Source organism: Microbacterium oxydans (assembly GCF_026559675.1).
In the GTDB taxonomy this organism is placed as follows: Bacteria; Actinomycetota; Actinomycetes; order Actinomycetales; family Microbacteriaceae; genus Microbacterium; species Microbacterium oxydans_D.
Map to the genome: position 1 here is coordinate 341,725 of NZ_CP092891.1, position 22,551 is coordinate 364,275.

Annotated in this window: 21 protein-coding genes; 13 read left to right on the forward strand and 8 right to left on the reverse strand. The window is 70.7% G+C overall.

Features of this window, described 5'->3' with window-relative positions; all coding sequences use genetic code 11:
• Position 1: 1 nt before the first annotated feature.
• Both MME74_RS01665 and MME74_RS01670 read left to right on the forward strand, forming a co-directional pair.
• Positions 2-979 carry an SRPBCC family protein gene (locus MME74_RS01665; RefSeq protein ID WP_267416911.1) on the forward strand — a complete coding sequence of 326 codons (978 nt, stop codon included), beginning with the start codon at positions 2-4 and terminating at the stop codon, positions 977-979.
• 154 nt (positions 980-1,133) lie between these two features.
• Positions 1,134-2,486 carry a flavin monoamine oxidase family protein gene (locus MME74_RS01670; protein ID WP_267416912.1) on the forward strand — a complete coding sequence of 451 codons (1,353 nt, stop codon included), beginning with the start codon at positions 1,134-1,136 and terminating at the stop codon, positions 2,484-2,486.
• A 36-nt stretch (positions 2,487-2,522) separates the two neighbouring features.
• Here the strand turns inward: MME74_RS01670 and MME74_RS01675 are convergent, their stop codons facing one another.
• The 5 genes from MME74_RS01675 to MME74_RS01695 all read right to left on the reverse strand — a co-directional run bounded on the left by MME74_RS01675 (position 2,523) and on the right by MME74_RS01695 (position 5,831).
• Positions 2,523-3,275: a Pr6Pr family membrane protein gene (locus MME74_RS01675; protein WP_267416913.1), complete on the reverse strand. Its 753-nt coding sequence runs from the start codon at positions 3,273-3,275 to the stop codon at positions 2,523-2,525.
• A 43-nt stretch (positions 3,276-3,318) separates the two neighbouring features.
• Positions 3,319-4,098 carry a ribonuclease H gene (locus MME74_RS18345; protein WP_324170125.1) on the reverse strand — a complete coding sequence of 260 codons (780 nt, stop codon included), beginning with the start codon at positions 4,096-4,098 and terminating at the stop codon, positions 3,319-3,321.
• A gap of 56 nt (positions 4,099-4,154) precedes the next feature.
• A complete protein-coding gene (locus tag MME74_RS01685; protein ID WP_267416914.1) occupies positions 4,155-4,400 on the reverse strand; it encodes a hypothetical protein in 246 nt (81 codons plus the stop codon).
• Between the two features lie 80 nt (positions 4,401-4,480).
• Positions 4,481-4,786 (reverse strand): protealysin inhibitor emfourin, encoded by a 306-nt coding sequence (locus MME74_RS01690; RefSeq protein ID WP_267416915.1) that lies wholly within the window; start codon positions 4,784-4,786, stop codon positions 4,481-4,483.
• Positions 4,761-5,831: a M4 family metallopeptidase gene (locus MME74_RS01695; RefSeq protein ID WP_267416916.1), complete on the reverse strand. Its 1,071-nt coding sequence runs from the start codon at positions 5,829-5,831 to the stop codon at positions 4,761-4,763. The genes MME74_RS01690 and MME74_RS01695 overlap by 26 nt, the downstream gene beginning before the upstream one ends.
• Positions 5,832-6,047: 216 nt before the next feature.
• Between MME74_RS01695 and MME74_RS01700 the strand changes: the two genes are divergently transcribed.
• Positions 6,048-7,292, forward strand: coding sequence for a hypothetical protein (locus MME74_RS01700; RefSeq protein ID WP_267416917.1), 1,245 nt, complete (start codon positions 6,048-6,050; stop codon positions 7,290-7,292).
• A 66-nt stretch (positions 7,293-7,358) separates the two neighbouring features.
• Positions 7,359-8,567 carry a hypothetical protein gene (locus MME74_RS01705; RefSeq protein ID WP_267416918.1) on the forward strand — a complete coding sequence of 403 codons (1,209 nt, stop codon included), beginning with the start codon at positions 7,359-7,361 and terminating at the stop codon, positions 8,565-8,567.
• A 53-nt stretch (positions 8,568-8,620) separates the two neighbouring features.
• Here the strand turns inward: MME74_RS01705 and MME74_RS01710 are convergent, their stop codons facing one another.
• Positions 8,621-9,064, reverse strand: a complete 444-nt coding sequence (locus MME74_RS01710; RefSeq protein ID WP_267416919.1) for a hypothetical protein — start codon at positions 9,062-9,064, stop codon at positions 8,621-8,623.
• A 62-nt stretch (positions 9,065-9,126) separates the two neighbouring features.
• On the opposite strand from MME74_RS01710, the gene MME74_RS01715 reads away from it, so the two are divergent.
• The 9 genes from MME74_RS01715 (at position 9,127) to MME74_RS01755 (ending at position 20,446) form a co-directional block, all read left to right on the forward strand.
• Entirely contained in the window at positions 9,127-9,474 is a 348-nt protein-coding gene (locus MME74_RS01715) for a hypothetical protein (RefSeq protein WP_267416920.1), read from the forward strand.
• Positions 9,475-9,550: 76 nt separating this feature from the next.
• On the forward strand, positions 9,551-10,723 hold the full coding sequence (locus MME74_RS01720) for an ROK family transcriptional regulator (protein ID WP_267416921.1): 1,173 nt from the start codon (positions 9,551-9,553) through the stop codon (positions 10,721-10,723).
• 82 nt (positions 10,724-10,805) lie between these two features.
• Complete coding sequence (locus MME74_RS01725; protein ID WP_267416922.1) at positions 10,806-12,293, forward strand: M81 family metallopeptidase; 1,488 nt, start codon at positions 10,806-10,808, stop codon at positions 12,291-12,293.
• Between the two features lie 156 nt (positions 12,294-12,449).
• The gene (locus tag MME74_RS01730) at positions 12,450-14,258 is read left to right on the forward strand and encodes a peptide ABC transporter substrate-binding protein (protein WP_267416923.1); all 1,809 of its coding nucleotides are present in this window, start codon (positions 12,450-12,452) and stop codon (positions 14,256-14,258) included.
• Positions 14,259-14,270: 12 nt separating this feature from the next.
• Positions 14,271-15,290 (forward strand): ABC transporter permease, encoded by a 1,020-nt coding sequence (locus MME74_RS01735; RefSeq protein ID WP_267416924.1) that lies wholly within the window; start codon positions 14,271-14,273, stop codon positions 15,288-15,290.
• Positions 15,287-16,165 (forward strand): ABC transporter permease, encoded by an 879-nt coding sequence (locus MME74_RS01740; RefSeq protein ID WP_267416925.1) that lies wholly within the window; start codon positions 15,287-15,289, stop codon positions 16,163-16,165. The genes MME74_RS01735 and MME74_RS01740 overlap by 4 nt, the downstream gene beginning before the upstream one ends.
• Positions 16,162-17,829, forward strand: a complete 1,668-nt coding sequence (locus MME74_RS01745) for an ABC transporter ATP-binding protein (RefSeq protein ID WP_267416926.1) — start codon at positions 16,162-16,164, stop codon at positions 17,827-17,829. The genes MME74_RS01740 and MME74_RS01745 overlap by 4 nt, the downstream gene beginning before the upstream one ends.
• A gap of 32 nt (positions 17,830-17,861) precedes the next feature.
• On the forward strand, positions 17,862-18,770 hold the full coding sequence (locus MME74_RS01750; protein WP_267416927.1) for an ROK family protein: 909 nt from the start codon (positions 17,862-17,864) through the stop codon (positions 18,768-18,770).
• Between the two features lie 158 nt (positions 18,771-18,928).
• The gene (locus MME74_RS01755; RefSeq protein WP_267416928.1) at positions 18,929-20,446 is read left to right on the forward strand and encodes an SDR family NAD(P)-dependent oxidoreductase; all 1,518 of its coding nucleotides are present in this window, start codon (positions 18,929-18,931) and stop codon (positions 20,444-20,446) included.
• 10 nt (positions 20,447-20,456) lie between these two features.
• Here the strand turns inward: MME74_RS01755 and MME74_RS01760 are convergent, their stop codons facing one another.
• Positions 20,457-21,989: a polysaccharide deacetylase family protein gene (locus MME74_RS01760; protein WP_267416929.1), complete on the reverse strand. Its 1,533-nt coding sequence runs from the start codon at positions 21,987-21,989 to the stop codon at positions 20,457-20,459.
• On the reverse strand, positions 21,986-22,549 hold the full coding sequence (locus MME74_RS01765; RefSeq protein WP_267416930.1) for a hypothetical protein: 564 nt from the start codon (positions 22,547-22,549) through the stop codon (positions 21,986-21,988). Before MME74_RS01765 ends, MME74_RS01760 begins: the two co-directional genes overlap by 4 nt.
• Between the last annotated feature and the right edge of the window lie 2 nt (positions 22,550-22,551).

Here is a 22,551-nt window from a genome sequence, read left to right on the forward strand (position 1 = left end):
AATGCCTGTCACCGACGTCACCACCGATGCCGAGAACCTCACCATGACCGTGGTCGCCGACTTCGCGGCTCCGATCGATCGCGTCTGGAACGCGTACACCGACCCGGAGCAGCTCAACCGCTTCTGGGGTCCTCCCGGATGGCCGGCCACTTTCACCGCCTGGGACCACACGGTCGGAGGGCGCGCCGTCTACTCGATGAACGGTCCGCGCGGCGAGAAGTCGTCCGGCGCCTGGGAGTTCGTGTCGATCGACGCGCCGAACGGCTTCGAGGTCATCGACTCCTTCGTCGACGACGAGGGCAAGCCGCTCGAGGGTTTCCCCGCGCAGCGGATGTCGTTCGCGTTCGAGCCCACCGCCGAGGGCACCCGCATGGTCACGACGAGCCACTTCGACTCGGTCGACGCGCTGGAGCAGGTCGTCGAGATGGGCCAGGTCGAGGGCATCAAGATGGCGATGGCGCAGCTCGACACCGTGCTGCAGGACCTCCGCGAGTACGCGCAGGGCAAGGGCACCCGGGTAGAGCTGCTGGACGACACCCACGTGCGCATCACGCGTCTGGTCGAGGGGCCGCGCGAGCTGGTCTGGCGCGCCCACTTCGAGCCCGACCTGATCCGCAAGTGGATGCTCGGCCCCGACGGCTGGGAGATGACGGAGTGCGTCGCCGCCACCGAGGTGGGGCAGTCGTACCGCAACTCCTGGGCGCCGGTCGGCGACACCGAGGGGCAGCCGTTCGGATTCGAGGGCGAGGTGCTCCTGGTCGAAGCCCCGCGCCGCGCGGTCACGACCGAGCGCATGCAGGGCATGCCGACCGAGACGCTCAACGACCTGAACCTCTACGAAGAGGACGGCGCGACCCTCGTCACGCTGCTCATCGAGTACCCCGACAAGGAGACGCGCGACATGATCCTCGCCACCGGCATGGCCGACGGCATGGAGTCCTCGTTCGCCCGCCTGGAGCGGGAGCTGCTCACGGTCTGACGCCGTCGCCGCATCCGCTGCATCGGCACCGCCGACGCCGGGCCGGGCAGATCTCCTCGGAGACCGCCCGGCCCGGCGTTTTCGTCCGCAGGGGCGGGGCCGAGTCGCCGTCCGCCGACGCGGAACCCGCCGGGCGGGATAAAGTGGCGACACGATGAGGATCACGCGCCGCACTCTGCTCCTCGGCGCCGGAGCCGGCGTCGCCTCGGTGCTTCTCGCCTCCTGCACCCCGGAGCCCGCGCCCACCCCGACGCCCACCCGCACGCGTGAGCCCGAGCCGCCGCCGGGTGTGCCGGCCCCGGCCGCCAGCATCCGCAGCACCTGGACCAGCGACCCGTTCGCCCTCGGCGCCGCCAGCTTCACGCCGGTCGGAGTCCTGGGCGCGACCCGCACCGCCCTGGCACGACCGATCGACGACCGGCTGTTCTTCGCGGGGGAGGCGACCGACGAGGATGCTCCCGGCACGGTGCGCGGCGCGATCAGCTCCGGCACGCGTGCGGCGGAGGAGCTCATGGGCCCCGGAGTCCCGGGGGAGCGGGTGGCCGTGGTCGGCGCCGGCCTCTCGGGTGCGACCGCCGCCGCGCTGCTCGCCGCCCGCGGCATGCAGGTCACGGTGTTCGAGGCGCGGGACCGCGTCGGCGGGCGCGTGTTCTCCCGCGTCGACGACGCGTGGCCGGTGCCGGTGCAGCTCGGAGCCTGGCTCTTCGGCGAGGATGACGCCGACGTGCTCGACCGCCTGACCAGCGGCGAGGTCGGCATCCTCGACCTGGCGGGCGAACTGTGGCGCACACCGGACGGAGACATCGATCCGGTCGACCCGAAGCCGTTCACCGCAGCCCTGACCGCGGCGCAGGCCGCTCCGGAAGATTCCTCGGTCGCCGACGCGTTGACCACTGCCGGTATCGATCCGGCCGATCCCGGGACAGCCGCGCTGCTCGCCATCCTCGCCGCCCGCACCGGTGCCGACGCGGACGAACTCTCCAGCTGGTTCGCCCCGCCGCTGCCCACGGGAGACCCCCGGGCCGCGGGCGACAGTCTCACCCCCTTCGTCGAGCACGCGCTCGACGGGGTGCAGGTCGGCCTCAGCTCGCCGGTCGCGCGGGTCGCGTACGACGACACGGGCGTGAGCGTGCGACTCGGCACGGGGGAGGCCCTCTCGTTCGACCGCGTCGTCGTGACGGTGCCGCTGGGAGTGCTGCAGGAGCGCAGCATCGAGTTCGACCCGCCGCTGCCCTTCGCCAACCGCGGCGCGATCTCGGCCCTCGGCATGGGCGCGATCGAGACCGTCTGGCTGCGGTGGGACGAGCCGTTCTGGGGCAGCGAGGAGTCGATCTGGCACGCGGTCGGCGGCCACGTCATGATCCCGACCTGGATCAACCTGCGCCCGGCGACGGGGGAGAACGTGCTCGTGGGCATCGTCGGAGGCGCCTCGGCCGCGGCTTTCGCGGAACTCGACGAGGATGCGGCGCTCGACGCGGCGCTCGCCTCCCTCTCGATCTACGTCTGACCGCGCCTGCCGCGGGTGCGCAGAGGCACCACGTCGCTAGGCGCGCACCGGGGTCTTCTCCCGTGCGTCCTCCGGCTCGCGATCTCCGTCCACCGTGGGGTCCTCGTCCGGCGGGCCGGGCGTCTCGTCGGCGTCCGCGCGCAGCCGTCTCGGCAGCGGCATCCGACTGATCAGCACGAGCAGGGAGGCGACCGCCGCGAAGGTGCCGAGCGCGATGGCGGACGAGACCAGGAACTCCAGCGGCCCGCTCACCTGTCGCGGGTCGAGGAAGTAGTACGGGTACCAGCCGATCAGCGGCCCGCGGATCATGGTGGCCACGCCCCAGAGGATCGGGTACGCGAGCGTCACCGGAACCACGCGCCACGGCACGGACTGGTGCCCCGGCGCCAGCGCCCAGGCCGCGACCGTCACGGCCGGCAGCCAGAAGTGCAGCACCTGATCCGACCAGGGCACGTCGATGCGGATGCCGCGGACCCCCGCCTGCCAGACGAGGATCGCGAACACCAGCCCGGCCGTGATCGTCCACGTCAGCACGAGCGCCAGCGCCACGGTGAGCCAGCGCGGATCCCTGGCGCGGCGCAGGGCGATGATGCCGGCGACCGTCAGGAGCACCACGAACGCGATGTTCGACTGGTTCGTCAGGTAGGCGAAGAAGTTCTGGCTCGCGACCGTGTGCGAGGCGAGCCCCCAGCTGAGCCGGTGAATGAGCGCCACCAGGCAGACGGCGGCCGCGCTGAGGCGGAGCAGGCCGAAGACCGTGCGGGCCTTCACCGCCGCGTCACCGCCCATTCCCTCATCCGCCGAGTCTACGGATCCGGCGCTGCACGGACCCTCAGATCAGGCGGCGGAGCGCCTCTTCCAGCGTGACACCCTGGGCTTCCGCGCGGTCGCGCAGCCGGGCGTGCTCGTCGCTGGAGAGCGGGAGGCTGAGGACGATCGGGTCGTCCTCCGGCGCATCGAGGCCGTCGAGCAGGTCGGAGGCCTCGGCCCACAGCGGCTCCGCGAGCGAGGCCGATGCCGCGGGGGACGGCGTGGATGCCGCAGCCGCGGCGACCGATGCGCCGGACCCGCGCGCCTGACCCGACACCGCGGCGGGTGCGGACGCGGCGACCGGTGCGGAGGCCGCCACCGCAGCGCCGGCATCCGTTCCGAGGGTGAAGCCAGGACCCCGGCGCGGCTCCTGCTTCGCCTGGTACGCCTTCGCGGCGGCGTTCGCGCGTTCGTCGGCGGCTTCGTTCAGCGGGTGCCCGGCGTGGCCCTTGACCCAGGAGAATTCGACGTCGCGCCCGCGGATCGCCTCGTCGATGCCCTCCAGCAGGTCGCGGTTGAGCACGGGGCCGCCGTCGGATTTGCGCCAGCCCTTGCGCTTCCAGCCCGGCATCCACTTCGTCACGGAGTCGATCACGTAGCGGCTGTCGCACTCGATCAGCAGCTTCTCGTCGGTGCGGGCCGTCGCGCGCAGCAGTTCGAGCACGGCACGCAGCTCACCCTGGTTGTTGGTGCCGTGCGGGGAGCCGCCGGCCGCCCAGTTGTCGTCGTCGATGTACCAGGCCCAGCCGTTGGGGCCGGGGTTGCCCAGGGCGGAGCCGTCTGCGGCGGCGGTGATCGTCATCCCTCCACCGTAACGGTGGGGGAACCGCTGCCCCGTCGCCGGGCGCGGACGATCGCTCAGTCGTCCGCGGGCTCGTCGTCTTCCGGCTCGGTATCGGCTGTCGACGCGGCCTCCGGTGCGGGAGGCGCAACCGGGAACAGCACCGAGCTCAGGTCACCGCTGGCTTCCGCGCCGAGGCCGATCGACAGCGGGTCGACGACCGGGGCCGTGTCGAGGACCTCCGACTCGGAGCGCTCGAGCGGCTCAGAGGGCAGCACCCACTGGTTCTCTTCTTCTTCCGACTTCTGCTGGAACAGTCCCATGGGTTCCATTGTGAACCCGCGCTCGCCGGGGAGCACCGGATTCACACGGGATTGATCGGATGCGTCGCCCGCGCCGGTCGTCAGGCAGAAGCCGCGCGCACCGCTTCGACGAGCGCGCGCCACGGGCCGTCGAGGGCGGAGTCGGGCAGCTCGCGCTCCCGGCGCTCCGACGGTGTGCGGGCACGGATGCTCCACACGAACTGGTCGGCGCCGGCGTCGGCATCCAGGTCCTGGTCCCAGGGACAGCGGTCGATCAGGTCGATCCACTCCACCGCATCGTCGGGTGCCGCCTCCACGCGCCACTGACGGCGGACACCGGCGATCCCGCCGGTGCGCACCACCGCGATCACGACCTGCGTGTCAGTCGGTGGAGGGGACTCGCTCATCTCCATAGACTCCCACGGTCGCCCAGGCGCGTCGAGCCGCGTCGGCGGTGGCGGCGTCGATCGCGGTCGCGGCGGCGACGGTGGCATCGGCGAACTGCGTGAAGGTCGCGGTGCTCGACAGGCCGCCGGTGAGTGCGCGGTACCAGACCGTTCCGGCTCGCTCCCAGGGCTTGCCGCCGAGGTCGATCGCGAACAGGGCGAACGCGCGGTTGGGGATGCCGGAGTTGATGTGCACCCCGCCGTTGTCCTCCGTCGTGCGGACGTAGCCGCTCATGTGGTCGGGCTGAGGGTCTTTGCCGAGCTCGTCGTCGTCGTACGCGGTGCCGGGCGCGATCATGGAGCGCAGGGCCGCGCCCTCGACCGCGTCGGTGAAGATCTCCGCGCCGATGAGCCACGTCGCCTGGTCGGCCGTCTGTCCGAGCGCATACTGCTCGGTCAGGGCGCCGAACACGTCGGCGATCGACTCGTTCAGGGCGCCGGGCTGCCCCTGGTACTCGAGGTTCGCGGTGTGCTGCACGACGCCGTGCGCGAGCTCGTGCCCGATCACGGTGAGCGAGCCGGTGAAGTGCTGGAAGACCTCGCCGTCCCCGTCGCCGAACACCATGCGCTCGCCGTCCCAGAACGCGTTGTCGTAGTCGACGCCGTAGTGCACGGTCGCGTCCAGCGGTGCGCCGGCGTCGTCGAGGGAGTTGCGGGCGAAGGCGGCGAGCAGCATCTCGAACGTGGCCCCGAGCCCGTCGAAGGCCTCGTTGACCGCGGTGTCCTCCACCGGGGCGTCGTCTTCGCCGCGGACCACGGCGCCCGGGAGCTGCTGGGTGTTCCCGGCATCGCTGATCGTGCGGTTCGGGGCGTCCGACAACTGCGCCACGAGGTCGCCGTTCTCGTCGATCGACAGGTCGATCCGGGCGCGGAACGGCGGACGGCCCGCGGTGAGCGTCTGCCGTGCGGCGGCGGCCGCCTTGGGGAAGCGACCCGACTCGGCCAGTCGCGCGAGCAGATAGGACGGAACCACTCCATGACGTCGTGCGGATGCTGTGCTGCTCATGGTGCGACCCTACGCCGGGCTGCCGACGTTCAGACCGACCGGTCGTGGGCATGACACGAAATGAAGGAGATCGCGCGCGTCGAAGGACGTGTCCGCCCCGCAGCCCCTTGGTTCCGTGTTTTCTCCTCCAGCCCGTGCGCCGCACCCTCGGCCGTGGCGAGCATGGAGTACTTTCGACTTGATAACGAGAATCGTTCTCAATAAGGTGAGATCGTCATGAACCCTCGCTCCCCTCGCGCCGCCTCCGCATCCCGTACCGCCTCCCGCACCGCCTCTGTCGCCGCCGCGGTCGGGCTGCTGCTGGGGATCACCGCCTGCGCGCCGGCCGCTCCCACGGCACCGGCGACATCGGCCGCTCCCGACGCGCACGGCATCGACGCGGGCGACGCCGCCGAAGTCGCCGCCCCAGCCCTCGCCCTCGTCATCGCGGACGGTCGCGGCGAGCTCACGCTCCTCGACCTCGACACCGAGGAGCGCTCGACTCTCGCGCCGGCACGCGAGGATGTCACCGGCCTCTTCGGCGACGGCCGCCTCGTCTACCGCGCACACGACGCGGAGGGCGGCACCGCGGTCGAGGTGATCGACTCCGCGCGCTGGACCGTGCCGCACGGCGATCACACCCACTCGTTCCGGGGCGGCCCCCGCGCCCTCGGCACCCTCGAGGGCGAAGGAGAAGTGCGGGTCGTCGCAGGGGCGCAGCGGGCGACGGTCACCTTCGCGAGCGGGGAACTGGTCCTGCTCGTCCATGACGCTCTCGCCGATGGACTGGATGCCGCCCCGCGCGCGACCGTTGATGCGTCCGGCCCCGTGGCGTTCCTCGCCGACCATCGTCTCGTGCCGACAGCCGGCGCCGGGATCGAACTGCTCGACCCCGCGGGCTCCCCGGTTCCCGGCGCTGTGACTCCGTGCACCAACCCCTCCGACGCCGACCTCACTCGTGTCGGCGTCGTGTTCAGCTGCACCGAGGGGGCCGTGCTCTTCACCCGCGAGGTCGGCGGCGCCATCGCTGCCGAGACGATCCCGTATCCCGCGGCGGTCGCCCCCGTGACCAGCCTCGCCGGCCGCACCGACCGCCCCGACCTCGCCGGAGTCGCGGGCGAGCAGGGTGCTGGGCTGCTCGATGTGCGACAGCGACAGTGGATGCTGCTCCCCTCGGATGTGCCCCTGCTGCGCGCGGCCGCCCTCGGCGACGACGATAGTCGCACGGTCGTGATCGATGCCGACGGCCGCGTGCGGGTGCTCGCGTCGGACGGCGAGGTGCTGGCCAGCACGGAGCCGCTGCTGGCGGCATCCGTCGGCGACCCCGCCCTGCGCGAGAGCGTGCAGCTGCTCGTCGACGCTCAGCACGCCTACGTGACCGACCCGGCGACCGGGGTCGTGCACGAGATCGACCACCGCGACGGCACCGTCACCCGAACCTTCGCCGACCTCGACCCCCGGTTCGTGCAGCAGGTCGGCTGAGCCCTCGACGACTCCGGTCGTCGCCGCGCATCCCGCGCACCCACCCAGAAGAAGGAGAGACGATCCATGTCCCGACCCCGCAGCCGCCTCGCGATCGGCGCCCTCGGCGTGATCGCCGCCGTGGCGCTCGCCGGATGCGCGACCTCAGGTCCCGCCGCCGAGAGCACCGCAGGTTCCCCGCCCGACGACCATCACGAGGGCGACACCCGCATCGCCGTGATCTACGACGGCGGTGTGCTCGTGCTCGACGGCGAGACCCTCGACGCCGTCGGGCGGGTCGAGCTCGGCGGCTTCCTGCGCGTCAACGGCGCCGGCGATCACGACGGCCACGTCTTCGTCACCGCTGAAGACGGATTCCACGTGCTCGACTCCGGCCTCGCGTCCGGCACGGTCGAGTTCACCGGCGAGGTGTTCGAGGCCGAAGCGGCCGGCCACGCCGTCCCGCACGCAGGGCGCACGGCCCTGTTCGACGACGGCACCGGCGAGGTGCGGATCTTCGACACGGATGCCGTCGGCACCGGCACGCTTCCGGAGGCCGACACGATCACCTCCGAGGCCGCGCATCACGGGGTGGCACTCGAGCTCGCCGACGGCAGCATCCTCGCGACGATCGGCACGGCCGAGGCGCGCAGCGGAGTCCGGCACCTGGCGGCCGGCGGCACCGAGCTCGCCCGCAACGAGCAGTGCCCGAGCGTGCACGGCGAAGGGGCGCTCAAGGGCGAGGTCGTGATGTTCGGATGCGAAGACGGGGTGCTGCTCTTCGACGCGGGGGCCTTCACCAAGATCGACGCGCCCGACGAGTTCGGTCGCACCGGCAACGCGTACGTGAGCGACGCCAGCGCGATCGCCTTCGGCGACTACAAGACCGACCCCGACCAGGAGGGATACCTGCTGTCGCAGCTCGCGCGCATCGACACCGCGGCGCAGGCGATCTCGATCGTCGACCTCCCGGAAGGCGTGGAGTACACCTGGCGCGGGGTCGGGCGCGACGCGCACGACAACGTCGTGGTGCTCGGGGCCGACGGCAGCCTGTCACTGCTCGACGAGTCGGGCGAGCTCGTCGACACCTGGGATGTGATTGACCCGTGGGAGAGTCCGACCGAGTGGCAGCAGCCGCACCCGGGCCTGCACGTGGTCGGCGACATCGCCTACGTGACCGAGCCGGCGAAGGAACGCATCCTTGCGGTCGACCTGCACACCGGTGAGGTCTCGGCCGACGCGACGCTGGATGTCGTGCCGAACGAGTTCGTGGTGGTCGGCGCCGCTGGGCACTGAGCGAGAGCAGGAGGGCGGGTCCGCGCGCGGGCTCGCCCTCCTTCGTGCGGGGCTCAGTCCTGTTCGATGCTCAGCACGGTCGTGCGCATGCCGTCGGCCTCGTACTGCACCGGCATCCCGGGGTGGTCGACCGAGAACCAGAAGACGCCGTCATCGGTGTCGTAGCGACGGCACGTGAGCTGCCCGAGCGGCGTCGTCAGTGTCACCGTCGACACGCTCGTCGTCCCCGCATCGAAGGCCGCGTGCCCCTGCAGTTCGACCCAGGTCACCCGGTTCGAGACGACGGCCTTCGGGTCGTCGTCGGCCCACCGATCGAGGGTCGCGCCCTCGTCGTCGGTGTCGTGGAAACGGTTGACGTGTTCCCCCAACGGGCCATCCGGTCCTTCGAGCAGTAGCCGGATCGTCTTCCCCGATCCGGTGGCATCGCGGATCTCGGCGGCGGTGAACGGCGTCGGCAGGAGTCCGGGGCCGAGCAGGTATGGGTCGGAATCGGTCATGGTGCCAGTCTGCGCCCTGCGCGGCCCGTGCGTCACATGCCGACTCCCGTACCCTGACCAGGGTGAGCACCCCCGACCTCGCCGAGTTCCTCGACCACCTGGCGCCGCGAGACGAACCCGCTGCCTGGCTGGCGTGCCGTCTGCTCGAGAGCGGGTGGTCGGTGTTCGAGCTCACCGGTCCGGTGCAGATGGACGTGTGGCAGTTGCTTCTCGAGCACGGACCACGCCGGGTCAGATTCGGGATCGAGCGCGGCCGTTCGGATGGAGTGCTCGTGAGAGACGACGCGGGTGCCTATCGCCCGATCCTCGACGCGATGGGCGTGAACGGGGAGTCGCGCGGTTCCCTCGCGGCGAACCGGGTCGCGGCGCTCAACTGGCTGAACCCGGAGTCGGACGGCGTCGAAGAGTGACGCATAGGGGGTGACACTCCTCCAGTCCTGGGGCTATCTTTGTTTGACTACCGAAACAAGATGATTCGAGGACACCGTGGCGCCGGCTACCCAGACCGTACATTCCGAGGGTGAGATCTTCCGGCTGGTGCGCACCGGAGCGGCGCAGTCCCGCGCCGACCTCGCCCGCCTGACCGGGCTCTCCCCGTCGACCGTCGCCCTCCGGGTGGAGGAGCTGATCGCCCACGGATACATCGAGGAGAACGGCGAGGGCGAGTCGCGCGGCGGCCGACGACCTCGCGTGCTCACGGTGAAGGCGGGCGGCAGCGTCGTCGCCGGCGTCGAGCTCGGCGAGCAGCACGCGACCGTCGCGCTGTTCGACCGCCGGGCCGAGGTCGTCGCATCGACGGTCGCCCAGGTGTCCCTCCTCGACGGCGTCGAGAGTGTCGTGAGCCAGGTGTGGGAGTGCGCGCAGGGTCTCGCGAAGGACAACGGCGGACTACGGCTCGAGGGCATCGCGATGAGTCTCCCCGGACCGGTGGACTCGCGCACCTCGCGCCTGCTCGCACCGATGCGGATGCCGGGATGGAACGGCGTCGACGTCGGCGAGGTCCTCGGCTCCGTCACGGGGCTGCCGTTCCTGATCGACAATGACGCGAACGCCATGGCCGTCGGCGAGTTCATCGAGCGGGGCGGCGAGCAGGAGCAGCTCGTGTTCGTGAAGGCCGGGAGCGGCATCGGCTGCGGCATCATCCTCGAGGGCGCCGTCTATCGCGGGTTCCGCGGGGTGGCCGGCGACATCAGCCACGTGGCGCTGCACAACGCCCCGCCCATCATCTGCTCGTGCGGACGCGTCGGCTGCCTCGACGTGGTCGCGAGCGGGGCCGCGATCGTCGACGCCTTGAAAGAGGCGGGCGTGGCCGTGGAGTCGCTCGACGACGTGCTCGCGCTGGCGCAGGACGCGCACCCCAAGGCCACGTCGGCTCTGCGGGAGGCGGGCGCGCGAACGGGCGAGGTGCTCGCGACCATCATCAACTTCTTCAACCCGCAGGCGCTCGCGCTGGGCGGGCGCCTGGCCACGGCCGACGCGTTCGTGGCGGGCGTCCGCCAGGCGCTCTTCACGCTCTGCCTGCCGATGTCGACGGATGCGCTGGAGATCGGGGTGAGCCGGGCCGGTGCGCTGGCGGGGGCGCGCGGTGTCGCCTGGGAGCTGCTGGAGCGGATGCTCGACCCTGCGAGAATCGATGAGGAGCTGCGCAGCGCCGCCTAGTAATTTCGGCAATCGGCTCAAGTTTGTACCAATTCGGAACAAGTTGCCTGGTTTGCTTCGACGTGCGATCTAGACTCGGAGCATGACCGAGACCTCCACGCTCCCGCGCATCGCCATCGCCGGCATGGCCATCGAGTCCAGCACCTTCTCGCCGCACCGCGCCGGCGAGCGGGACTTCCTCCGCCTGGAGGGCGACGATCTCGTCACCCGCTACGACTCGCTGCGCGAGGGCGAGATGCGCGGCCGCGCGGAGTGGCTGCCGGTCTATTACGCCCGGTCGATCCCCGGCGGTGCGGTGCTGCGCGAGGTCTACGACAGCATCAAGGCGCGGATCTGCGACGGGCTGCGGGCGCTCGTCGCCGACGGCGAGAAGCTCGACGGCCTGTTCTTCGACATCCACGGCGCGATGAGCGTCGTGGGGCTGGACGACGCCGAGGGCGACCTGATCACCGCGATCCGCGAGGTGATCGGATCCGACGTCGTGGTCTCGGCCTCCATGGACCTGCACGGCAACGTCTCGCGCACCCTGATCGAGAACGTCGACATCATCACCTGCTACCGGCTGGCCCCGCACGAGGACACGTGGGAGACCCGCGACCGCGCGATCCGCAACCTCGTCGAGGCGCTCGAGAGCGGCGTCACGCCGCGCCGCGCCTGGGTGCGGGTGCCGATCCTGCTCCCCGGTGAGAAGACCAGCACGCGCGTGGAGCCGGCGAAGAGCCTCTACGCCCGCATCCCCGAGATCGAGTCGCGCCCCGGCGTCACGGACGCGGCGATCTGGATCGGCTACGCCTGGGCCGACGAGCCGCGCTGCCACGCGACGGTGGTCGTGACCGGCACCGACGACGAGGCGACCGCGGCTGCGGCGGCCGAGCTCGGCCGCGCGTTCTGGGACGTGCGCGACGAGTTCGAGTTCGTGGGCCCTCCCGGCACCCTCGATGAGGGCGTCGCGGCCGGTCTCGCCGCCACCGACACCCCGTATTTCATCAGCGACTCGGGGGACAACCCCGGCGCCGGCGGCACGGGTGACGTCACCTGGACCCTCGCCCAGCTGCTGCAGAAGCCCGAGCTGACGGCCGATGACGCGCCGGTCACGCTCTGCGCCTCGGTGTTCGACAAGGGCGCCCTCGACATCCTCCGCGGCCACGCCGTGGGTGAGCGGGTCTCGGTCGAGGTCGGCGCGCGCGTCGACAGCGGTCCGCACGGGCCCGTGCTCGTCGAGGGCGTGCTGCACAGCCTGCACGAGGGCGACGTGGATGCCGGCGGGATCGCGGTGATCCGCGTCGGCGGTCTGCACGTGATCGTCACCGAGTTCCGCAAGGCGTACCACGACGTCTCCGACTTCACCTCGATCGACCTCGACCCGACGGCGGCGCAGATCGTCGTCACGAAGATCGGCTACCTCGAGCCGGAGCTCTACGCGATCATGCGCGGCTGGACGCTCGCGCTCACCCCCGGCGGCGTCGACCAGGACCTGGAGCGCCTCGGGCATCACCGCATCCAGCGCCCGATGCATCCGTTCGACGCGTTCGAGGTCGCGCCCGATCTCACCGCCGAGATGGTCGGCTGAGCCGCCCGTCCTGCTTTTCGCTGGAATCGAAGGAAGTTAGTTACTTAAACGTAACAAGAGCGACTTCTGTCCCTGACTTTGTTCGGGCATGATTCAAAGTACGTCATAAATCGGACGAACGCTTCGGGTGACGGGGCGTTGAACAAGGAGGTTTACATGCGATCTCAGTCGCTGCGCCGCCGGCTGCTCGCCCCCCTGGGTGCGCTCGCCGTCGCGACGCTCGCCCTCACCGCCTGCCAGGCCGGCACCTCGGGCGACAACGGGGCAGGCGAGAAGGACACCGTCAGCTTCGCGCTCCAGGTCGGCACCGGACCCAACTGGATCCTGCCGATCTCGTCGCCGGACAAGATGGCCACCCACAACAGCGCCATCAAGGCGACGATGTGGCCGCGTCTGTTCGAGTACAACGGCGTCGACGGGGAGATGGGCTGGGACGAGCTGGCTTCCGCCGCCAAGTCCTACGAGTTCTCCGAGGACCGCAAGACCATCACGATCACGCTGAACGACCTCGACTGGTCGGACGGCGAGCCCGTCACCTCGCGCGACGTGGAGTTCTGGTACAACCTGGTGCGCTTCAACGGCGAGAAGACCGGTGGCTACTCCGCCGGCCTGATGCCGGACAACATCACCGAGTTCACCACCATCGACGACAAGACGTTCTCGCTGACGATGGACAAGGTCTACAACGAGGAGTTCCTCCTCGGCAACCAGCTCAGCCTCATGTACCCGATGCCGCAGCACGTCTGGGACAAGACCAGCGCCGACGGCGAGATCGGCGACCACGACCGTGACGCCGCGGGTGCCGCCGACGTCCTCGACTACCTCTTCTCCGAGGCCGAGGACATGAAGACCTACGCGACCAACGACCTGTGGAAGACCGTCGCCGGTCCCTACACGGTCAAGAGCTGGTCCGACTCGGGTCTCGTCGAGCTCACCGCCAACGAGAAGTACACCGGCGAGGACAAGCCGAAGATCGACAACGTGCGGTTCCTCCCCTTCACCTCGGCCGACGCCGAGATGAACGTGGTGCGCTCGGGCGACGTCGACTACGGCTACGTCACGAGCTCGCAGCTCACGAACGAGAAGCAGTTCACCGACCTGGGCTACAGCATCGAGCCGTGGGCCGGCTGGTCGATCACGTACATGCCGTACAACTTCGCCAACCCGGAGAAGGGCTCGTTCTACAAGCAGCTCTACGTGCGCCAGGCGCTGCAGCACGCCGTCGACCAGGAGACCATCTCCGAGGTCGTCTGGCACGGCGCGGCGACGCCGGACTACGGTCCCATCCCGCAGACGGCCGACTCCAGCGGTCTGTCCGACGTGCAGAAGGACAACCCGTACCCGTTCGACCTGAAGAAGGCCGAGAAGCTCTTCACGGACAACGGCTGGGTCAAGGGCTCGGACGGCACGCTCGAGTGCGCCGACGCCGGTGCCGGTGCGGGCCAGTGCGGTGAGGGCATCGCCGCCGGTTCGAAGGCCGAGATCGTCGTCACTACGCAGAACGGCTCGCAGGAGACCGACAACATGATGGCGGAGATCCAGTCGTCGCTCGGCAAGATCGGCGTCAAGATGACGATCGACTCCAAGCCGCTGGACACCGTCCTCACGCAGGCGCAGGAGTGCAAGACCGGCAGCGCGTGCACGTGGGAGCTCGTCTTCTTCGGCACCGCGGGCAGCTGGTACTTCCCGCCCTACGCCACCGGTGAGCGCGTCTTCGCGAAGGACACCAAGTGGAACGCGGGCCAGTACGACAACCCCGAGGCGGAGGAGCTCGTCCAGGCGATGGCCTTCTCGACCGACCCGGAGATCGCGAAGAAGTACTCCGAGTACCTCGCGACCGACCTCCCGGTCATGTGGATGCCGAACCCGGTCTACCAGGTCTCCGTCGTCCGTGACGGACTCGACATCGCCCACCAGGACCCGGGTGCGTCGTTCCTTCCGCAGCGTTGGTCCTGGACCAAGTAACAGGCAGGTGACATGAGCGTGGTGGAAGCAGCGCAGAACGCGCAGCAGAAGAAGGAGAGGGCCGGCGGCCCGCGGTTCTGGTGGTACCTGTTGCGACGGGTCGGCCAGGGCGGGATCGTCATCCTCATCGTGACGCTGATCGTGTTCGCGCTGCTCCATCTCGCCATGCCGCAGGGGCCGGCCGCCGGCATCCTCGGCATGCAGGCCTCGCAGGAGCAGATCGACGCCTTCAACAAGGAGAACGGCTTCGATCTGCCCCTGTGGCAGCAGTACTTCCACTTCCTCGGGCAGCTCGTCCAGGGCGACCTCGGAGACTCCTTCAAGCTGAACCGACCGGTGGCGGACGCCATCGGCCAGCGTCTCCCGAAGACGCTGATCCTCGCCCTGATCTCGATGCTGTTCGCCCTGATCATCGCGATCCCGATGGGCATCTTCCAGGCCGTGCGCCGCGGCAAGGCCGCCGACTACGCGCTCACCACCTGGAACTTCATCGTCTACTCGACGCCGTCGTTCTTCCTCGGCCTGATCCTCGTGATCGTGTTCGCGCAGTGGCTGCGCCTCGTCCCGGCCCAGGCGCCGCAGGGCGAGACGGTGGGCGACGTGCTCGCCAACCCGGCCGGTCTCGTGCTGCCGGTGCTCACCGCGGCACTCGGCATCATCGCGACCTTCTCGCGCTACATGCGCTCGGCCACGATCGACAACCTCTCCGAGGACTACGTCCGCACGGCGCGTGCGAAGGGGACCTCGGTGCCGGTGGTGATCACCCGCCACGTGGTCCGCAACTCTCTGACCCCCGTGATCGCCATGCTCGGCTACTACCTGCCGGTCATGTTCGGCGGCATGATCGTCGTCGAGTCGCTCTTCAACTACCCCGGCATGGGCCTGCTGTTCTGGACCTCGGCGCAGACCTCCGACTACCCCGTGCTGATCGGCTGCATCCTGGTGATCGCCCTCGCGACCGTCATCGGATCGCTCCTCGCCGACATCATCCAGGCGCTGCTCGATCCGCGCACCCGAGAGGAGCTCTCGTGAGCACGACGACCATCGTGATGCGCACGCTGACCCCGCGTCAGCGCGGCATGCGCCGCTTCCTGCAGAACAAGCTCGCGGTCTTCGGCATCGTGACGATCGTGCTGTTCCTGCTGTTCTGCTTCCTGGGTCCCCTGATCCACCCGACGGACCAGATCCACACCGACCTGCGCAGCACGATGCTGCCCCCGGGAAGCCCGGGCCACCCGCTCGGCACGGACGACGTCGGATACGACGTGCTCGGACGGCTCATGATGGGCGGTCAGATCTCGATCCTGATCGGACTCGCCGCGGGCATCCTCGCCACCGTCATCGGCACGCTCTGGGGCGCCATCGCCGGATACGTCGGCGGCGCCGTCGACACCGTGATGATGCGCGTCGTGGACGCGGGCATCGCGATCCCCGCGACGTTCCTGCTGCTGATCCTGTCCGCGATCCTGCGCCCGAGCGTCCCGCTCATGATCTGCGTCATCGGCCTCGTCTCGTGGCTGGTGCCCGCCCGTCTGGTGCGCGCCGAGTCGATCTCGCTGAAGTCCCGTGAGTACGTGCTCGCGCTGCGCGCCATGGGCGGCACGCACTCCCGCGCGGTGCTCAAGCACATCGTCCCGAACACGGTCGGCACGATCGTCGTGAACGCCACCTTCCAGGTCGCCGACGCCATCCTGCTCGTCGCCTACATCTCGTTCCTCGGGATGGGCCTGCAGAAGCCGGCCACCGACTGGGGCGCCATGCTCACCAGCGGCATCACCTACACCTACGCGGGCGCCTGGTGGCTGATCTTCCCCGCCGGATTCTGCATCGTGCTGACCGTCTGCGCCTTCAACAGCATCGGCGACGGCCTCCGCGACTTCTTCGACGTGAAGGGGCGTGCCGCATGAGCGCCGCACTGCTGTCGATCTCCGACCTCCGGGTCACGTTCCGCACCGAGGACGGCGCGGTCGAGGCCGTCAAGGGCATCGACCTCGAGGTCAAGCCCGGCGAGGTGCTGGCCCTGGTCGGCGAGTCCGGCTCCGGCAAGTCCGTCACGGCCATGGCCATCCTGAAGCTGCTGCCGAAGTCGGCGACCGTCACCGGATCGATCCGCCTCGCCGGCCGCGAGCTGCTGCCGCTCCCGGAGAGCGAGATGAACGCCGTACGCGGCGCCGAGATCTCGATGGTGTTCCAGGAGCCGATGACCGCGCTCAACCCGAGCATGCGGATCGGCGACCAGATCACCGAGGCCATCCTCAACCACCGCCAGATCTCGAAGGCCGACGCGTGGGAACGCGCCGTCGAGATGCTCCAGCGCGTGGGCATCCCCGACCCCGCACGGCGGGCGAAGAGCTACCCGCACGAGCTGTCCGGTGGCCAGCGCCAGCGCGTGGTCATCGCGATCGCGCTCGCGTGCGAGCCGCAGCTGATCATCGCGGACGAGCCGACCACCGCGCTCGACGTGACCGTGCAGGCCGAGATCCTCGACCTCATCCGCCGTCTGGCGGCCGAGTCGGGCACCGCGTTCCTCCTCGTCACGCACAACATGGGCGTGGTCGCCGACATCGCCGACCGGGTGGCCGTGATGTTCCGCGGCACGATGGTCGAGGTGGGCGACACCCGCGCCGTGCTCACCGCACCGCGCGAGGACTACACGAAGAAGCTCCTCAGCGCCGTGCCCTCGCTGCCGGACATCGCGAGCGTCGTCGAGCGGGACGAGGAGCCGGAGCCCGCGGCCGCCGTGCTGGAGCTCGATGCCGCGAGCGTGACCTACCGTCGCGGAGGGCGCCCGTTCCTCGCGCTCGACGGCGTCAGCCTGCGCATCGCCCCGGGCGAGATCCTCGGCCTGGTCGGCGAGTCGGGGTCGGGCAAGTCGACCCTCGGCCGTGCGGCACTCGGACTCCTGCCGCTGTCGAGCGGTGGCATCACGCTGTTCGGCGAGAAGGTCGGCCGCGGCGGCGTCTCCGGACGTCGGGAGCGCGAGCTGCGCGGTCGTGTCGGCGCCATCTTCCAGGACCCGGGTTCGAGTCTCGACCCGCGCATGACGGTCGGCGAGGCCATCGCGGAACCACTGCTCGTGCAGCGCCGGCGCTTCCCGACGAGCGGCAGTCAGCGTCGCGCCCGGGTGGCCGAGCTCCTCGAAGCCGTCGAGCTGCCGAGCACCTACGCCTCGCGGTACCCGCATGAGCTCTCCGGTGGCCAGCGTCAGCGCATCGGCCTCGCCCGGGCCATCGCCCTGGAGCCCGAGCTGATCATCGCCGACGAGCCGACCTCCGCGCTCGACGTCTCGGTGCAGGCCGCGGTGCTCGAGGTGCTGCGCACCCTGCAGGCGAAGATGCACTTCGCGTGCCTGTTCATCAGCCATGACCTCGCCGTCGTGCACGAGATCTCCGACCGGGTGGCCGTGATGCTGAAGGGTGAGATCGTCGAGACCGGATCCGCCGACGAGGTGCTCCTGGCTCCGCAGCATCCGTACAGCCGGCGCCTGCTGGCGTCTGTTCCGGTGCCGGACCCCGACAAGCAGGCTCTGCGGCGGGAGGCCCGCGCGGCCGCGCGGGTGGCCACCCCGTGACCCGGGGCGAGCCGACCCGATCGACCAGGAGAGTGCAGGAAGGCGCCCCCGTCGTGCTCGGGCTCGACGTCGGGGGCTCGAGCGTCAAGCATCTGCTCGCGTCCGCGCGCGCCTCGCTGGACACCCCGCCGAAGCCCCTCGATCGGGGCCGACATGCGACGCCCAAGTCGTCTCCCGTGGAAGGGCTCGCCGCGATCGCGTCGTCCCTCCGCGGTGATGCCGACCTCGAGCGCGTGGTGCTGTCGATCCCCGGACTCGTCGACGAGGCGGCCGGCGTGGTCGTGCGCTCGACCAACATCCCGGCGCTCGACGGCCGACCGCTGGGCGCACAGCTCAGCGCCGAGCTCGGCATCCCCGTCGACGTGATCAACGACGGGCATGCGGCCGCCGTCGCCGAGGCCTCGTGGGGTGCGGGTGCCGGTGTCGACGACGTCTTCGTGCTCGCGCTGGGCACGGGCATCGCCGGCGCGCACGTGGCGCACGGACAGGTCGTCCCCGGAGCACATGGCTCGGCGGGCGAGCTCGGACACATCACGATCGAACCCGAGGGGAGCATCTGCTCCTGCGGGCGCCGCGGCTGCCTCGAGACCATCATCGGCGCTCCCGCCCTGCGCAGGGCATGGGTCGCGGTCGGGGGCACCGGCGGGCCGGAGGGGCTGCTCGCGGCGCACTCCGCGGGGGATGCCGCGGCCACGGTCATCGTCGAACGGGCGTCGTCGGCGCTCGCGGAGGCGATCCTCACCCTGTGCGCGCTCGTCGATCCGGGCTGCATCGTGATCGGCGGCGGGCTCGCTCAGGCGCCGCATCAGCTGGTGACCCTCGCCGAGCGCTACGTGGGCGAGCGGGCCTCGTTCCACCGGGTGCCGCCCATCGTCCCGGCCACGCTCGGCGAGTGGGCCGGCGCGAACGGCACGGTCCTCACCGCCCTCCGCCGCCGCTGACCCCCCACCCCCACCCCAGTCGAGAGCACGGGATCTCGCCGAGTGCACGGCTCTCCGACGTCGATGCGCCGTGCGCTCGGCGACATGCCGTGCACTCGGCGCCAGCGCTGGCGCCGTGTGACGGCGGATGCCCAGGACACTCGCGTAAAATCGGCACAATGACCGACGCGCCCCTCGAACCCACCGACCCGGGTGCCGGTATCGACCCCGACGATCTCGCCACGACGCTGCGCGTGCTGGCCGAGCTGCATGAGATCGACAACGAGCACCCGGACTTCGTCGCCGTGCGCCACGCGACCGCGGCGATGTTCAAGGCCGTCAAGCGCGTGCGTCGCAAGGAGATCCGCGACGCGATCGCCGAGGCCGACAAGGCCGTGGTCGCCCGCACCGCCACCGGGGCACCCGACCGCATCGATGACGAGACCCGAGGCAACGACCTCGCCACCAGCGTGGTGGACGCCCCGATCGCGGGCGAGCTGCTCAAGCCCCGCAACTGCTACATCTGCAAGCAGCCGTACACGCAGGTCGACGCGTTCTACCACCAGCTGTGCCCCGACTGCGCGCGCTTCAGCCACGGCAAGCGCAACGCCCGCACCGACCTGACGGGCAAGCGTGCCCTGCTCACGGGTGGCCGCGCCAAGATCGGCATGCACATCGCGCTGCGGCTGCTGCGCGACGGCGCCCACACCACGATCACGACCCGCTTCCCGCGCGATGCCGTGCGGCGTTTCTCGGCTCTGCCCGACTCGGCCGACTGGCTGCACCGGCTGCGTGTCGTCGGCATCGACCTGCGCGATCCGGCCCAGGTGATCGGTCTCGCCGACTCGGTCGCGGCTCAGGGCCCTCTCGACATCCTGATCAACAACGCCGCGCAGACCGTGCGTCGCTCGCCCGGCGCCTACTCGCTGCTGGCGGATGCCGAGCTGCAGCCGCTGCCCGACGGGCCGCTGCCCGAGATGGAGACCTTCGGTCACACGGCCGACCCGCACCCGCAGGCGCTGCAGGCATCCGTCGACGCGCATCCGCTGCTGTCGGTCGCGGCCCTCGGCGGCACGGTCGCCGAGCAGGGCGGACAGGCCCTCACAGCCGAAGACCTCGCGCGGCTCGCCATGGCCCCCGGGTCGTCGTCGCTCGAGAAGCACGCCGACGGCACCGCGATCGACGCCGGCGGACTCGTGCCGGATGTGAACCGCGTCAACAGCTGGGTGCAGTCGATCGAGCAGGTCGACCCGCTGGAGATGCTCGAGGTGCAGCTCGCGAACACCACGGCGCCCTTCCTGCTGATCAGCCGCCTGCGTGCGTCGATGGCGGCGTCCGACTCGCACCGCAAGTACGTGGTGAACGTGTCGGCCATGGAGGGGCAGTTCTCCCGCCGCTACAAGGGTCCGGGGCATCCGCACACGAACATGGCCAAGGCCGCGCTCAACATGCTCACCCGCACCAGCGCGGGCGAGATGCTCGAGAAGGACGGCATCCTCATGACCGCCGTCGACACCGGCTGGATCACCGACGAGCGTCCGCACTACACGAAGGTGCGCCTCGCCGAGGAGGGCTTCCACGCCCCGCTCGACCTGGTCGACGGCGCCGCCCGCGTGTACGACCCGATCGTGCGCGGCGAGGCCGGCGAGGACATCCACGGCGTCTTCCTGAAGGACTACGAGCCCAGCCCCTGGTGACGCTCGCGGGTCAGCCCAGCGGGCCGTACCGCACGATGCCGCTCGGCACCTTCCCTCCGAAGAGGGCGTCGACGGTGACGAGCGCGAACCCGCGATCGCGGAGACCGGTGACGACCCGGTCGAAGACGCGCGCCGACCCGGCCTGGATGTCGTGCATGAGCATGATGGTCGACACAGCGGGCCGCTCGATCGCGTAGCGGGCCAGGTCGTCGTCGGCGGGCTTCTCCCAGTCGCGGGTGTCGACGCTCCACAGGATCGCCGGCTCGGCGGCGATCTCGATGACGTCGGCGTCGACGAACCCGCCGGGCGGGCGGAACGTGCGCACCGGCTGACCGGACAGCGTGCGCAGCAGTGCGGCCGTGCGGCCGAGCTGGTCTTCGATCTGCTCGTCCGTCAGATCGGTCAGGTACGGATGGCTCCACGTGTGGTTGCCGATCTGGTGTCCTTCTGCCGCGACGCGTCGGACGGTGTCGGGGTGCTGCTGGGCATTCTGTCCCAGCATGAAGAACGTCGCGGCCGACTGCTCGTCGCGCAGCACGTCGAGGAACTGCGGGGTCAGCGTCGAAGGGCCGTCGTCGAGCGTGAGCGCCATGCACGGGACCAGATCGCACGGGATGCGCTCGAAGCCCGCGCCCGCGGAGGGTGTGCCGACGAAGTCCCCCTCCGCGCGGGTGATCGCCTGCGCGAAGGGAGTGAGCGCGCCCGCGGCCCGGGCGGCGCTCAGCGCGACGGCCGAGGGATGCTCGGGCGACCGCTCCCGCCATCCGGCCAGGCCGTCGAGCTCGGGGGCCGACAGGTCCGCCGGAACGGGGATGACCAGCTCGCCGGCGTTCAGGTCGCTCGACAGCAGGGCCTCGCGGAGGACGTCGAGCTGGGCGTCGGTGGGCACGTCGACGGGAACGAGGCTGAGGCTGCCGGCGTCACGACGCAGGGTGTCGATGTAGGCGGGCCACAGCGACGCCACGTCCGTGAAGAGCTCGGCCTCCGTCGCGACCTCGCCCGTGGCGACATCCGTGTAGATCGTGGTCGTGGTGTCCGTCGCGGCCCCGTCGGTCGGCGCCGAGACGATGCGCAGCCGTTCGCCGAACAGCGATCCGCGGGCCAGGACGATCTCGCAGACGACGACGGCCCCGGTCCGGTCGCCGAGGATGTCGGCCGCGGGGGCGGTCGTCGCTCCCGGGGAGCATCCGCGGTCGCCGAGGCCGGCACCGGTCTCGTGCGCCGTCGGGCGGTAGGGGTGGCCGCTGAGGCGCGACTGCGTCGTGACGGCCTCGCGCACGACCGCTTCGACCGCCGTGTTGAACGGCGAGGTCCCCGGCAGCGCGGCCCAGCGCGCGTCGATGCCGACCTCGTCGTTCCGCAGTCGCATGTCGACGGTCGGCGACTGCTCCGGTCCGGGTGGGGCCGCAGCCGGCACGATCGTGCCGCTGACGGACCACTGGCGCGGCTTCCAGCCGCTGACCGGTTCCGGTGCGCATGCCGAGAGCACGAGCGCCGCCCCGAGGACCGCGGCGAACAGGCGGGCCGACTTCGGTGCGTTCATCGCGTCACCTCGACCGTGGCCAGGAGGTCGGCGAGTTCCGCGTCGTAGGCGGGCGACGGGGTGGCGCGGAAGGTGAGGATGACCGGACCCTCGGCGATGGCGCCCACGACGGTCTCCTGGTCCACCACGCGGGCGTGCAGGACCGTTCCGACGCCGGCGGCGCCCGGGGACAGCGTCTCCTCGCTGGTGGGTCCGAGTGGACCGGGGGCGACGCGGAGGAGGGCCTCCGGCACATCGGAGCCGGACACGAGGGACAGCTCGACGGTCATGAGGCGATCGGGGCTGCCGGCCACTCCGCGGGACTCGTCGCCGAAGTGGCTGCGCCACGACCATCCGCCCGGCAGCAGGAGCGTGGCCTGTGCGGTCTCGTTCGTCAGGCGGACCGTGCGCTGCTCCGCGGAGACCGTGGGGGTGAGGCCTCGGACGACCACCGGCACGACCATCACCGCGAGCAGTCCGAGGGTGACCAGCACGGTGATCACGACGACCGGAAGCAGTCGCCGTCGTGGCGGATGCGGCCGCGGCGGGGACACCGTGTCGGTCGGCAGGGAACCGGTCATGT